This window comes from Clostridium bornimense (assembly GCF_000577895.1).
Classification (GTDB): domain Bacteria; phylum Bacillota; class Clostridia; order Clostridiales; family Clostridiaceae; genus Clostridium_AN; species Clostridium_AN bornimense.
The window spans coordinates 79,751-94,760 of the sequence record NZ_HG917869.1 but is presented as its reverse complement, the minus strand read 5'-3'; the positions used below and the strand labels follow the sequence as shown (position 1 = coordinate 94,760).

13 protein-coding genes, 1 pseudogene and 1 CRISPR repeat array are annotated in these 15,010 nt (G+C 28.2%); of the genes and pseudogenes, 3 read left to right on the top strand and 11 right to left on the bottom strand.

Annotated elements, in window-relative coordinates:
* Nucleotides 1-290: 290 nt before the first annotated feature.
* The 5 genes from CM240_RS13780 to CM240_RS13760 all read right to left on the bottom strand — a co-directional run bounded on the left by CM240_RS13780 (nucleotide 291) and on the right by CM240_RS13760 (nucleotide 7,414).
* Complete coding sequence (locus CM240_RS13780; protein ID WP_197537950.1) at nucleotides 291-1,067, bottom strand: sulfite exporter TauE/SafE family protein; 777 nt, start codon at nucleotides 1,065-1,067, stop codon at nucleotides 291-293.
* Nucleotides 1,068-1,109: 42 nt separating this feature from the next.
* Nucleotides 1,110-1,868 (bottom strand): TraX family protein, encoded by a 759-nt coding sequence (locus tag CM240_RS13775; RefSeq protein WP_044040090.1) that lies wholly within the window; start codon nucleotides 1,866-1,868, stop codon nucleotides 1,110-1,112.
* Between the two features lie 31 nt (nucleotides 1,869-1,899).
* On the bottom strand, nucleotides 1,900-2,550 hold the full coding sequence (locus CM240_RS13770; protein WP_044040089.1) for a helix-turn-helix domain-containing protein: 651 nt from the start codon (nucleotides 2,548-2,550) through the stop codon (nucleotides 1,900-1,902).
* Between the two features lie 691 nt (nucleotides 2,551-3,241).
* Nucleotides 3,242-4,318: a CRISPR direct-repeat array (repeat unit 30 nt; unit sequence ATTTAAAAACATCACATGTTATTGTTCAAC).
* Nucleotides 4,319-4,558: 240 nt separating this feature from the next.
* Nucleotides 4,559-6,544, bottom strand: coding sequence for a sensor histidine kinase (locus tag CM240_RS16975; protein WP_051483868.1), 1,986 nt, complete (start codon nucleotides 6,542-6,544; stop codon nucleotides 4,559-4,561).
* Nucleotides 6,545-6,973: 429 nt separating this feature from the next.
* Nucleotides 6,974-7,414, bottom strand: coding sequence for a globin domain-containing protein (locus CM240_RS13760; RefSeq protein ID WP_044040088.1), 441 nt, complete (start codon nucleotides 7,412-7,414; stop codon nucleotides 6,974-6,976).
* Between the two features lie 279 nt (nucleotides 7,415-7,693).
* Here CM240_RS13760 and CM240_RS13755 point away from each other — a divergent pair, with 279 nt between their 5' ends.
* Together CM240_RS13755 and CM240_RS17795 are read left to right on the top strand one after the other, a co-directional pair.
* Nucleotides 7,694-8,089, top strand: coding sequence for an RrF2 family transcriptional regulator (locus CM240_RS13755; RefSeq protein ID WP_044040087.1), 396 nt, complete (start codon nucleotides 7,694-7,696; stop codon nucleotides 8,087-8,089).
* Nucleotides 8,090-8,410: 321 nt separating this feature from the next.
* On the top strand, nucleotides 8,411-8,578 hold the full coding sequence (locus CM240_RS17795; protein ID WP_044040086.1) for a hypothetical protein: 168 nt from the start codon (nucleotides 8,411-8,413) through the stop codon (nucleotides 8,576-8,578).
* Nucleotides 8,579-8,755: 177 nt separating this feature from the next.
* Here the strand turns inward: CM240_RS17795 and CM240_RS13745 are convergent, their stop codons facing one another.
* The 5 genes and pseudogenes from CM240_RS13745 to CM240_RS13730 form a co-directional block, all read right to left on the bottom strand.
* Nucleotides 8,756-9,625: a carbon-nitrogen hydrolase family protein gene (locus CM240_RS13745; RefSeq protein ID WP_044040085.1), complete on the bottom strand. Its 870-nt coding sequence runs from the start codon at nucleotides 9,623-9,625 to the stop codon at nucleotides 8,756-8,758.
* Nucleotides 9,626-9,845: 220 nt separating this feature from the next.
* Nucleotides 9,846-10,616 (bottom strand): S1 family peptidase, encoded by a 771-nt coding sequence (locus CM240_RS13740; protein ID WP_044040084.1) that lies wholly within the window; start codon nucleotides 10,614-10,616, stop codon nucleotides 9,846-9,848.
* Between the two features lie 15 nt (nucleotides 10,617-10,631).
* Nucleotides 10,632-11,081, bottom strand: coding sequence for a hypothetical protein (locus CM240_RS13735; RefSeq protein WP_044040083.1), 450 nt, complete (start codon nucleotides 11,079-11,081; stop codon nucleotides 10,632-10,634).
* Nucleotides 11,082-11,328: 247 nt separating this feature from the next.
* Nucleotides 11,329-11,409: pseudogene (locus CM240_RS18025) on the bottom strand (VOC family protein); the annotation flags it as partial.
* A gap of 7 nt (nucleotides 11,410-11,416) precedes the next feature.
* Entirely contained in the window at nucleotides 11,417-12,814 is a 1,398-nt protein-coding gene (locus CM240_RS13730) for an MBOAT family O-acyltransferase (protein WP_044040082.1), read from the bottom strand.
* Between the two features lie 182 nt (nucleotides 12,815-12,996).
* On the opposite strand from CM240_RS13730, the gene CM240_RS13725 reads away from it, so the two are divergent.
* On the top strand, nucleotides 12,997-13,587 hold the full coding sequence (locus CM240_RS13725) for a DUF4358 domain-containing protein (protein WP_051483867.1): 591 nt from the start codon (nucleotides 12,997-12,999) through the stop codon (nucleotides 13,585-13,587).
* Between the two features lie 113 nt (nucleotides 13,588-13,700).
* Here the strand turns inward: CM240_RS13725 and CM240_RS13720 are convergent, their stop codons facing one another.
* Nucleotides 13,701-14,825 (bottom strand): DHHW family protein, encoded by a 1,125-nt coding sequence (locus CM240_RS13720; RefSeq protein WP_044040081.1) that lies wholly within the window; start codon nucleotides 14,823-14,825, stop codon nucleotides 13,701-13,703.
* Nucleotides 14,826-15,010: the final 185 nt, after the last annotated feature.

Here is a 15,010-nt window from a genome sequence, read left to right as displayed (position 1 = left end):
CTAGGTTTTTTCTTGTTTTTTTATAAATGAAAGAACCATTGCATAAATTTATTTACTTACGCAATGGTTCTTTCAAAATTTTATTCTGAAATTAAAATGTACGTGACGTAGATTTTAAAAATACTATTTATTTTTTTCAGTCCTATATTTGCTTTAATTTGTTCCATTAATCTTTCTCTATTCTCTTCTATCTGATTCACTCTATTTACATTTTCACCAGAGGGATATGATATTCGGACATCCTTTTATAAAACTATGAATCATAAGTACTATTTTAAGTAAAACATAAGTTATATTAATTTTATTAAAATAGTTATAACCCCAAGGATTCCAAGGCATGTACCTACAACTTTATTTAACTTTTTAATCTCACATTTATTTGCAAATTTTGCACTAAAATAAGCAGCACTAACACAAAAGATTATAACTAATAACATCGGGATAAGTTGTATTGTCGCTCCCATATAAAAATGACTTATAGTACCAGTTAAAGCAACTAGAGTCATAATCATAGTGCTTGTACCGACAGCGACTTTTAAATTATATCCAAGAAGTAATGTAAATACTGTAAGCATCAAAATACCTCCACCACTTCCAGTAAAACCACAAATCCAACCTATACCACAACCAAAAAACATTGCCAAAATAATTTTTTTCTTACTTATTTGTTCTGAACCAGAATCTGCATCATAACCTTCTTCAATAGGTTTTACTAAAAACTTTATACCTAGAAATATTGTAGTTAACATAGAAATGTAGCCTAACCCATCTGGTTGTGATTGTGAGAAAAGAAATCCACTATAGCTACCAATGATAGTTCCTATAAAAGCTGTAATTGTAACAAGCATTCCATTCTTCAAATCAATATTTTTATTTTTATAATATGTGTATGCGGTAAGTAAACTAGCAAGAACATCCGCTGCAAGAGCTACCGTTACAGCATCATAACTCTTCCAGCCACATATACTGACAAGTAAAGTTGTAATAACTACTGCTGCAGAAAGACCTGCAAGCCCTGTTACAATCCCTGCCCCAATTCCTGCTAAGATATAAATTACATATAACATAATATATTCCTCCTTTAGTGAATCTATTCAGGCTCATCTTCATTATAACTGTGGCACAATAATAAATGTAGTCAAAACATATAAAAATAGTAGGTGCCCTGGATAAAAAATATAGAAAAAATATTTTATTTTCATACCTCGCTGCCCATTGTATAATACCATTATAAACAATGAAAGTAATGCCATCCAGAAATATGGATCTAAAAGACCTTTCAAAGAATAATCAAGTTCACACAAATACATAACTACAGCGGTCAATAAATATTTCATAAATTTATGTCTTCTAAACATATACATTACTGTAATCATGATAGCCCCATAATACCAGCCATCTAAGTTTAAAATATATGCTACTGAACCACTTATAAAATTGAAAAATATTGCAACCCAAATGTTATCATTCAATTTTTTTATGCAAGTAAGCGTCAAAATCCCAATTAATAATGTAAATAAAACATTCTGACCTTCACTACTAAAAACACTCCCATAAAAAGTTAAATCGTATATAGGCTCTGAAACTATGGCAAATAATCCAAGATTAAGGATATATCTTCTCAGATTATGTGTATGAATAAATCCTTCAACAAGTAAATAACAAAACAGAGGAAATGCAACTCTTCCCAACATATGACACAAATCCACTATACTTAGAAGCGCTGAAAATTGTGCATCACTAAAAAATTTATAAGGTGCATTCATTACAACTCCATTTTTTAATACTACCTGTCCAAAATGGTCAATACACATTGTTATAACTGCTATAATCTTAATGGTACTACCGCTTAATATTTTTTTGTTCATATTCTTTTTCGCCAACGATTTATATTATTTTTTAATTATTAACCTTTACATGATACGTGAGGCTAACAATATCTTCGGTGTAATCATCAGCTGTGACTTGAATCATATAGGAGCCACTGTTAAAGTATACAGATTGAGAATCTTCTATTTCCTCTCCATCTATTTGATAATAAATCTTTTTATTTTTATCATCTGTAATTACAATATGTAACTCTCCATCGTCCGTATCTCCTATTGCTTTTATATCTACTTTTCCATCTTTAATCAATGTAAAATATCCTACTCCGGCATCCAAAAATGACCTATTTGTTTCTTGTGTATGATAAGTTTTACTTTTATTCATCTCAAATGATATCTCATTCTTTTCTTCATATTTTATATAAAAACAAAATACAAATACAATAACTGCAAAAAATAATATTCCAAGCAGAATCAATAAATTGCTCTTTTCTTTCTTCTCTGAATTAATTTTTCTCACAATTGTCTCATTATTTTGCAATAACTCATCTACAGAAATTCGAAACTTATTACTTATTTTTAGAGTCATTTCTAGATCAGGATAGCTCTTTCCATTTTCCCAATTTGAAACAGTTTGTCTAGTGACATTAAACAATTCTGCAAACTGGTCTTGACTAAGATTATTCTTCTTACGAAGATCATTGATTTTCTCTCCTATACTCATACAAACCTTTCTCCTCCTTCATAAGTATTATTGGATATTTATTGATCAATATCTATCAAATACCCTTTACATAACAGCAAAAAAAATTTTACATTATGTAAAATAGGCTTTCCATTGACCAATTTGCCAAATAATCAATGTGCATCTTCAATATCTTCCCAATTTATTTTTCACTTAAAACTTATTTACTCTTTTCATTGTAACATATTTTGTAAATTCAATTATCTCTAATCCCTTTCTCCGTATTGGTATTAGGTTTTAAAACTTCTTAAAAATAAAAACTAGACTCACGTTAATTTAAATATAGTATTAAATATACCGTATAGATAGTTTAATTTAACTACTAATACGGTATATTTTTATATGCATTACAATAACTAATTAGAGTAAAAGATATAAGTATAGTTAGTTTAATATGTTTGTGCCTAAAAGCAAAATAAAAAAGACTATAAATCGTTGTAAAGGCTAGACCAATAGGTCTATTCAATTCAGCCTTTATATAAGATTTCATAGTCTTTTATAACATTAAAAAAGCACTTACATATTATACATATGTATTATATTAAACATATTGGATTAACTCAATGTTTTAATATTTACTCTTGATAAACGTAACTTAGAAGGTGTCCTTAACTTATTTACTTTAACCGATAATCAAAAAGAAAAAGACCTTATGGTCTTTTAAAATGTTACATTAAAACATCTTATGTTATTGTTCAACTAAAACTACTGTTAGATATTTTAGTAAAAGTAGATGATTTAAAAACATCACATGTTATTGTTCAACAGTGATAAACTAAACATGGATTACCTTTTCCAATAATTTAAAAACATCACATGTTATTGTTCAACCCTTTTCCAATATGAGGAAATGAAAAACCTTGTTAAATTTAAAAACATCACATGTTATTGTTCAACAACTGTAGCAACTGCAAAAGATAAATTAAGTGATTAATTTAAAAACATCACATGTTATTGTTCAACGAGAGTTGGCAAGGAGATAATAGTTATTATAGTTTATTTAAAAACATCACATGTTATTGTTCAACCATAAAAAATATAATTTACCACATAATCCACTTTAATTTAAAAACATCACATGTTATTGTTCAACCAGAACCGCTATATTGTGCCACTGCTTCTGGTGTAAATTTAAAAACATCACATGTTATTGTTCAACGTAGCCATCCTACTACAACTTGAACATCCTGTAGTATTTAAAAACATCACATGTTATTGTTCAACAATAGTCGCTCCACTACTTAACTCCATCATTAAAATTTAAAAACATCACATGTTATTGTTCAACGTAGGAGGTTCAACCTCTTGCCACTTATCATCAAGAATTTAAAAACATCACATGTTATTGTTCAACCTAGCTACGATTAAGAAGTTTATATCCTTACCATATTTAAAAACATCACATGTTATTGTTCAACTATTATTCAGTAGAGTTAGAACTTATCTAATTCTACATTTAAAAACATCACATGTTATTGTTCAACGTTTTTACTAGTTCTTTTTTTATGCAAAAAGTGAGGATTTAAAAACATCACATGTTATTGTTCAACGGCATGGCTATTTATTCGAAGAATTAGGGACAACAAATTTAAAAACATCACATGTTATTGTTCAACACTATTGAATTATTAGGCACATTAAAATTTACAAAATTTAAAAACATCACATGTTATTGTTCAACGCAAAATACTAAAGAATATGAAAATTATAAAGTTGCATTTAAAAACATCACATGTTATTGTTCAACCACAGTATCTCTCACGTTCGTCTAAAATAACTATCGACATAAAAGCTGTATTCATAAAGGTTTATCAAAATTTTTACCAGCTGAGAAGCTTTTTCATAAATGCAGTTATATAACTATTTTGCTAAAACCGCCTGGTAAAATTCAATACTCTAGCACATATCCACTTTATATATTACAAAAACCAATTTAAATTCCTACAAAACTAACAAAAAACTCATAAAAATAAATATTTCATTTAACTTAATTTAAGTCCGAGAATTCAATATCAGCTTTGTAATCCACTGAAGACATATCTGTAGCCAAAACTCCACTACTATCGCCCTCAATAGTATATAAAGGTAATTTGAAAATAACCTCAGTTCCTTTACCAACTTCACTTATAATATTTATCTCTCCGTTATGAAGCTCAACTATACGTCGAACAATATATAACCCTAATCCAGAACCTTCACATTCCCTAATTAAACCATTATCAACATCGCCTCTTTTAAACTGTTGAAAAACCAAATCTACAATATCTTTAGATATACCTATTCCATCATCTTTAACAGATACAGAAACATACCTTTCATCTTCAGTTACATTAGATATAGATACCATCACCAATATATTACTACCATCACCAATATATTTCACAGAATTAGATAATAAGTTCAGAATTACTCTCTCTATCTTATTTTTATCTATTGCAAGAATAATCTCCTCTTCCTCAGAATCAAATACTACTTCAATCCCTTTATTTTTCGCAAAATTTATAATCGTACCAACACTATCTTCTACAACCTCAACAATATTATAATTATTTAAAGATAAGTTCAAATAACCATTGTTTAATTCAGAAGTATCTATAAGATTATTAACTTGCTTCAATAATCTATTTGAATTTTTCTTCATAAGACTGAATTTTTCAAGAATATATTCCTTTTCATAATTACCTCTATCCACAGTTACCTCTAAAAGCTTAAGACAACTAGATATTACATTTATAGGAGTTCTAAATTCATGAGAAATAGCAACTATAAAATCACTTCTTACCTTCTCTCTATACATAGCTTCATCAATGATATATTTTGCATACCGCATATCTCTAATATGTCTATATATCATATAAAATAAAACCATTATAATTAATGCCGCTGAAATCCATAGTATATTTTGGATATAAAGAGGCACCATCAACTCATAGCTTCGCTTATTCATAACAACACTATCTTTAGGCAATAACAACGGATTAATACCATATTCTCTAAGCGCACGAAAATTAACAATTGGAACACTTAATTTATTGTCAGGATTAACACTTACATGTATATCCCCGTGACTTAATACTGAATCCACCATCTCAGCCAATACTTTACCTGATTTATATGGGTTCCCTACTACTCCCCCAATTGCACCACCTTCAATATAAGCTTGCGCTGTAGAATATATTGGCACATCACTTTTCGATTGTATGCTTGATATAACACTCTTAGATTCCATGATGACTCCAACATCATCAACAAACTTACCAACTAAAAGAATTGCAGAATCTTCATCTGATATATCTTTAAGTCGTTCTTCTACATTCCCTAGTCTTGAATCCTGAATTATTTCAAACTCATAATCTCTATTAGCAAACTTTCTAAAGAAAGGCATCTTCGAAGCCATAGCTTCAGCATACTTACTTTCGCCTGCAACTAAATAAATATTCTCGATATGTTTATCAGAATCCAAAATCAAATTGATAGCCCCTACTTCATCTGTATCATCTATAATTCCGCTTATATACTGCTTTTCATCTTCACTTAGATTCATATCAAAATTTACACCTAAAAAAACTATAGGTTTTTTATACATAACAGAATTTTCATTAAACAGATTGGCTCTGGCAAACATAAATGATTCATCATCCAAAGTCACTATACAATCTATATACTTTTCGCCATACTTTTCTTGAATCATTTTATTTACGCTATCCACATAAGTCTTTTCGGCTATACCCTCAATTCCATCAAAATATAGCGAAACATTTATCAAATTAACCCCTAATTCATCTGAATCAGTAAATCCTTCTAAGACCCCTTTTTCCCATTTACTATATCCATAATACGAACTAATTACTAACACATTTATTTCATCATCATTATTATCTATATCACCAAAAACATCATCTATATCACATATAAATAGAAACATATATAAAGTTACACATACACTTATAATTGCTCTATATTTATACCTCATTTCTTTTCATTCCTTTTTCATCCGTTTAAAATTTAACACAATACAAGATTGTATAACAACAAAGCTACCTGTGCAATTTAATTTTAAAAGAAATTATAAAATTCCTATCAAATTATTTACTAACAAACTCGTAAACAGAAGTATATTTGAAAATGCGAAGTAAATTTGAGATATCAACAGAGCTTTAACCAATTTAAAAAGACTCAAATACCCAGTAAGATATCTACCATTTTCTATATTGTCCGCATCTTAATAACATGATACAATTAATACATATTCAGAAACTGTATAACTCATAATAGTTTTAAAAATATACATAACATTAAATTAAGTACGCTTATAGCATAATAGTAGATTTAACGATTTTAGACTAAGAGAAGCACTCTATCTGAGATTAACATGAGTCTAGCTATACACATTTATTATATATTATTTATTTCTTGATTCGTAGATTTCTTTTTCAACATCTATAAATATTTTAGCTATCACTTCATAAGCTTTACCCCAGGCATCAATAACCTCATCTGTCGCTGCATCACCTAAAACTTCTTTGATTGCTACTAAAAGGTTAGCTCCAACTATTGGATAATGTTCTTCTTTAATTTGAACATCACAGTGTCTTTCTCCTATTTTCTTTACTGCTGGTAATAAAACTTCTAAGTTATCTATATTCTGAGCAGCTGCTAATATTGTCATAGCTAACGCCTTTGGTTGCTCTCCTGAAGCTTGTCTATCCATATTGAATAATCTCTTAACTTCTGGATTATTTTCAAACATATTTTTATAGAAAGTTTTTGTAATTTCTACACCATGCTCCTTTAACGCCGGTACTGTGCTTTTAACTATTTCAATTGTTTTTTGATCTAACATATCTTTTCTCTCCTTTAATCTTTTGTTTTCTAATATTAAATTTATATTACTTAATAATTATTATTACTTTGTACATTTAATATAACATAACATTTTAAAATGTGCAATTTAAATACACATTTTATTTGAAAAAATAAAATAATAATATAAATGCATATTTACTCATTTGTAACTCTTCCTTGATTTATAAAAGTAATTTATCATAAAATATAAAATTGTAAATTAAATATATTTTTTTTATTTCAATATAATATATCCAAATTCTAAAGGAGATTAACTATGCAAATATCTAAATTCACAGACTATGCTTTTAGATCCTTAATATATCTAGCTAGAAATAGAGATGAAACTACTACAGTGGATAAACTTGCTAAGTATCTAGAAGTATCCGAACACCATATGAAAAAAGTTATACATAAGCTTGCTAAAACAGGATATATCATATCAACCAAAGGTAGAAATGGTGGATTAAAATTAGGTTTAGAGCCAAGTGAAATAAATCTTGGCAAAGTTTTAGTAGCAACTGAAGAAAATCTAAACTTAGTTGAATGTATGGCTAACCCTAAGCTTTGCCCACTAATGACCAGTGATTGTAATCTTAAAAGAATTCTTTCTAAGTCATTACAAGCTTTTATTAATGAGTTATCTAAATATACCCTAGAAGATATACTATAAGTCTATATAGTCTTTATTAACTACAATATAGCAATATCTAAATTCAATACACTGACTCCACCTTTCTTAACATAAAATAATAAGGTGCTGTAGCAATAACGAATGAATTTTCGTGAACATTTCTTTGTAACATATTTTATAAATATACTATTGCTTATAATACGTTACTTCTAACTATATAAATAGCCTTAACCATTGATATTGTTTGGTTAAGGCTATTTATCTCATTTGCTTATGATACGGTTCTCTGTAACATCTTGAAGTGAGGTTTTTCCACCTTGGGTTATTGGTGATTTAAATCATAACTTAAGGGGGGTGGTGTTGGATATGCTAGAATTAATAATAAAAAGTTTTGCTACAATCTATATTATTAGGTTAGTTTTAAAACATAATCTTTTTATTTCTAAGTTAATTATCAAGATTAAATTTCTTGGTATTCATATAGAACTTAATGGCAAAGAGAAAAAGCACCCATCCGACCAAGAATAGTGCTTTAAACTCTTAAATTCATATAATAAATTTTATCCAATAGCCCTAAAACAAAATAAATGTTCTAAGGATTGCTTAGTGCTACCAACACTAAGCTTTTCTTATTTATATTATATCAAATTTTTATAAAAATAAACATTAATTTTTTTAGAATTGAACTCACCTACAAATTGGGATTTATCGATTTGTATAGTATTCTTTGATACCTGCTTTTGTATCAGGCTTTAGAACAAACTGACGAAACAGCCAATTTCCTTTCACTAAGTCATCTCCATAAAAGTGAATATTATTTTTAATTTTCTTAGAACTTAAAGAAATATCCATTGCTATGACCTCAGCCACATCAACCTCAATACTTTTTCCTGATGGAGCATAAATCTTCGATTTACCATTCATCATAAATCCTGCTTCTGCCATCATTCGTCCCATTATTCCTGGCATATATTCCAATTTTCCCTTGCTGTTTACATATACCACAGGTATATCAAATGCTTTCATATAAGTTGTGCAGAAAAAATCGTTGTTTTCAATTTCTTCTTTGCTTTTCTTTGGGTCGGCAGGACATCCATGTGGAAAAATAATAAGTGATAATTCTTTTGTCTTTACACTTTCATAAAAGTGCTTACGTTTAGAATCATAGCATATTGCAATACCAACGTTACCAAATGGCGTAGAAATAGTATTTTCAAACCAACCTCTTTTGAAGACAGCTGCTTCCCCCTCTGATTTTGTAACAGTTCCACAGACACCCTTCTGACCAGCAATCATGTAGCGATTATAATAATCTCCATTTTCTTTATCGAGATAACCAACACCGATATATGTATTATATTTACGTGATATTTCGGTTGCCCACACGGCAGTATCTTTTCCACAGTCATCAGCATATTGCCATATATCTTGACTTGCCATATAACTGCAAATTGCAAGTTCTGGAAGAACAACCAAATCAGGTGATGGTAATTTTGCAATGAGAGATTCTATATATTGTTTTCGATTTTGAATTCCTTTTATATCATTGTTCAACTCTAAAGCAAAAATTCTCACAATGATCACCTCCACAAATTCTAATTTCCCTTTTACCTTAAATATATTACTTAATTCATTATAACATATTTTGTAAATTTATATTTGCTCATGATACGTTATTTTCAAATTAAAAAATAGTCTTAACCAAGTAATTTCAATAGTCAAGACTAAAAATCTCATTTGCTTATGGTACGGTTCTCCGTTACACCTCCAACGGAGCTCGTTTTGATAAAATCATTTAAATATATGGTCTCATTATATTTTCTAGTTCATTATACATAGCTCTACTATTAATAACTCTCCCAAGGTCTAAATATGTTGTTCCTTGTCTCAGTATAGTTTCTGAAATAATTCCTACAAATAAAAGCCGACTTCCTATAGAAATTCCATCTTTAGTAGGATAACTCCCCTGATTATAAATAAAAACTGGACTACCACTTGAACCTGGGAATACTCCTGCATCTATAAGAAAAATAGGTTCTCCTTTAAAATCATTCCAAATAGGTGTTGCTGTAATACCTTGGCGAATAAGTGACGTTTTATTATAATTATCATAAAGTCCACTAGGGTATCCTATAAATGTTATTTGCTCTAAAGCTGATAATTCTTCTACTTGACTTGTAGTAGGAATCATTTCTTTACTAATAGTCCTATAAAATACATTAATATTATTCTTATTTAAATTGTTTAATGCATCAGCTAATGGTATAGCTATTAAATCTAAGCTCCCTAATTTATTTTTAAGTACATCTCCATCAAAATTTATTCTGATACTTTTTCCCTTTATAGGCATATTATTCTCTGCTAAAGAAAATTCTATAAATCCATTAATAACATCTTCCATAACATGGTAATTGGTTATTAATAAAGGTATAGATTTAGAAGTGTCGTCTTTATCAAAAATTGAAAAAATAAACCCAGTGCCGCTCACTTGAGATCCATCACTTTTTATCCCAAATATAGGTACAGTGGTATATAGTAACTGAGTACTTAAATCATTTATATTCATAATAATTCCTCCCTCTTATATATTATCTGGATCAACTATGTACTCTTTAACTTTATCTGCTAAATCATTAACATCACTAATTGAACCTCTACGTATAAATAAGTATGCTACAAATGTTCCTGATGCTATTACCAAACTTACTACATACATAATAATTCCTTTTAATGAATTCAATTCAACATTTGATGTAAGTGCTCCTAAAAAACATCCTATACAAGTTGTAGATATAGCTAAAAGTATCTCACTCCAAGGAAACTCACTCTTTTTTGCATCTTCACAATATTTCCTAACTTTTCTAATTTCGCTTGCCCTTAAGCTAACCATAAAATCATTAACATACTCTTCTGGCTGCCTGATTGGGTACGTTAAGGTAGTTGTAGCACTTCCTATATTAGTATCATTAATGCTTACATCTGCTACTGTACAATTTGTAGTTGTATCTATTGGTTCAAAAGTATTATCCAATAACATTCCTCCTTTTTTATTTCTATGTGTTTTTAATTATTATATTATATCATATAATAAAAAACCGTATCCCTTACTTGTGATACGGTTCACCATACCATAATCAAAACAGCAAGATTTTCATATTAAAACAAATGAAAATATTAATTCTATTCTTGCTTTTTTCGTGATTTCAAGTCCATTACTTTATAAAATGATAAATATTACTCATGTAATTCTAAAGGTAATCCATCTGGATCAAAAAAACATCAATCCTATAATTCTCTCTAATAATTTCAAAACCTAATTTATTTACATAAAAGTCTTTAGATTTTTCATAATTAGTTATTTAACCTCTAAAATCTAAAATATAGAAATGGATTGTATGAGCTATTAACTAAAGAAGCAGTAGAAAGAATAAGTATGCCTAGTATATATACTGATGTAACAATAGAGAATGTCCAAGAATTTTCCTTGCCTTTTAGAAAATATCTAGTAATTTTCTTTGGAATACTAGTAGATGCAATAATACCAATTACTATAATAGTTATATTAGAAGTTAATATGTATAAAGCATTGCTATCTATAAATACATTGCTACTAATTGAAAACATAGATTTTATATATATTAATCCATGTTGTAAATTATCGAAAGCAAAGATAACCCATCCAATTAAAATTAATAATAGAGCATATATTCTTGAATTTATGTTGAAAAACTTCTTTAGTATAAACTTTTCTAATAACAGTGTTGAGCCAAAATATATTCCCCATATTACAAAGTTCCAGCTAGCCCCATGCCATAATCCTGTTAGTAACCATACTATACAAATATTTCTTACTTGATATCTTCTGTTTCCTCCTAGTGGAATATATACATATTCTTTGAACCAAGATCCTAATGAAATATGCCATCGTCTCCAGAACTCTGTAATGCTTTTGGATTCATAAGGATAATTAAAATTTTCTTTAAATTTAAATCCAAACATATTTCCAAGTCCAATTGCCATATCCGAGTAACCGGAAAAATCAAAATATATCTGTAGTGCAAACATAATTATTCCAATCCATGATGATAGAACAGAGATAGTACTTAAGTCACTTGAGATTATCTCTTCCCATATAAGTCCAACATTGTTTGCAATAAGTACTTTTTTCCCAAGTCCAGATACAAATCTAATTATTCCATATGTAAATTGGTCTAGACTTTCTTTTCTGTTCCTTAGTTGATGAGCTATTGTCTTATATTGAACAATAGGTCCTGCTATTAATTGGGGGAATAGTGCAACATAAGTCCCAAAATCAATTATATTTCTTTGAGGAGTAACGGTACCTCTATAAATATCTATAGAGTAGGACATAGTTTGAAACGTATAAAAAGATATACCAATTGGCAAGCTTAAATTTAATAATTTTAAATTAGAGCCGAATATAGTATTTACACTTGATATAAAGAAATCAGAATACTTAAAAAATACCAATAGTGATAAGTTTATGAAGATAGACGATATCAAAATTAGTCTAGATTTTTTATTATTATCACATTGCTTATATTTATAGATTAACATGCCATGGAAGTAATCTACTATTGTAGAGAAAATCATTATTAAAATATATATAGGTTCTCCCCAGGCATAAAATAATAAACTGAATAGAAATAGTGTTAGATTTCGTACTGCTTTTGGCATGATAAAATAAGCTAATAAAACCATGGGTAAAAAAGCAAACATAAATGTTAGACTACTGAAAACCAATTTATATCACCTCATTCTTTAATTTAGTTAAATATTTAAAAGAAGACTATACACAGGTATATTATATAATTATAAGTTCACTTTATATTATTATAAACATATCGTCAATTGTTGAATTAAAATGTATAATGTAACTATAACTATTTAAGTAATGCTAAACAAAAGAAAGTTGAGGAAAACATATGAAGAAAAAAATATTAGTGCTATTTTTAGCAGCTACTTTAGGGGTTACATCTTTAGTAGGATGTGCTAAAAGTGATGTTACTTTGAACAATCAGCAATCTACTGGAATTGAAAACAGTGAAAATAATGATGGGGTCGTAGCAGAAAAAAGTGTTGAGGCAATTCGTAAAGCTGTTGTAGATGCTTATGGAGATAAATATTTAGCTACTATGTCTTTAAGTAAAGAAGAAATTAATGAAAGATTTGGTTTAACTGATGATATGTACAAAGATGCAGTAGCAGATATTCCTGCTATGAGTACTCATGTTGATACTTTTGTTGCTGTAGAAGCTAAAGAAGGTAAAGTAAACGAGGTTTTTGATGCTTTGACTGAGTATAGAGATATGTTAATTAATGATACTATGATGTATCCTATGAATGAATTAAAGACTCAATCATCTGAGGTTTATAAATATGATGATTATGTATTTTTTATAATGCTTGGTGGTTATGATGATTCTTTAGAAGAAGATAGTGAACTTCTAGCGTATTATGAAGATCAAAATGATATTGCTAAAAATATTATAGATGATATGTTAAATACTAAGTAGTTGCTATATATTAAGTATTATATAGCACTTTAAATTGTTATTAATTAATAAAGAAAAGCAAATTATTTTATCATCATCTTAGTGAGTAAAATAATTTGCTTTTTTCATATATATTATCTTGTTACTTTATATAGATTTGTATCCTTTGCAATAGAATTAATATTGTATAAAACTAATAACTCGGAAATATCATTATCTTCAATATAACTTTCGAGGCTTGAGTTATAGTATCTTAAGTCTATTACATGAATCTTTTCATACTCATCTGCAATGAATGGTATAAAACAATTGGCGTATGAATCTTTTATTATGAGAAGATTTTTACCATTGGTGTTTGAAGATGTTATGGTTACTAATCCATGATTACCATCTAAAAATACTGAATATTGGTCTTTCTTTTCTAGGTATTCTAAGTTATATAAACTAGTGCTACTAGAAGTATTTGAATCATAGTTTACGCTATATTTTTCTTCTGGATTGTAAATAGTTATGATATCAGGCTCTTTTGCATAATTAATTTTTGAATATATAGTACCTAAAAAATTAGTAGAAACTATTTTTGTATTATCTGATGAAAATGTTTCTATTTCATGGTTTGTTTTATCAGCCCAAGCATTGTATGCATAATATGCACCAAGAGTAGTCCAGTGATGATCTGTTTTATAGTATATGTACTTAGACTTATTTCTTTTTAGAATATCGTATGTGTTGATGAAATTATCCTTATACATAACTTCCGCATCTTTTAATATCCTTTGCTGGTCTAAAACTGTAGCATATTTAGGAAGCTTATCTGATAAAATCTCACTACCATTAGGAATCAACATAATATTAATATTATTTTCTCCAATTGAATCTTTATATTTAATTATTAAATTTTTCAAATGGTCCATGTTTTTATATAGTTTTTTTGTATCGTATGACGATGTATCTTCAAATAAGTAATTGTCCTTGCCTAGATATACGTCATTTATATCTTTGTTCAGAGATAAGATTTTATATTTTGTGTTTAAACTAATCCAATTATCTCTAAATACAAATTGGTCATTGAAGTATTCTTCGTATTCTCGTGTAAATTTTCCTGAGAATATTGTTTCTTTATTTAATTCCGGTGATTGAGCTAGTTTTCTTTTTTCTTTTTCCGAGTATATTTTTGTTGGTGAGATAATGTTTAGTAATGATACGATAAAAATAAAAACTACAAATACACCTGCCACTATAAAATTCTTATTCTTCATATCAATCACCTTCTTTCTACCAATTTATAATTCGCTTTTATAGCTTATTAATAATTATCTATTCTTATTGGCTCCATTTCTATACATTTTTTGTTTAACTCTTTTATCATCCTTCTAATTTAATTATCAAAAATATTCTACTCTAGTTTTGATATTATATCATCATACTCCACTAATTATAAATG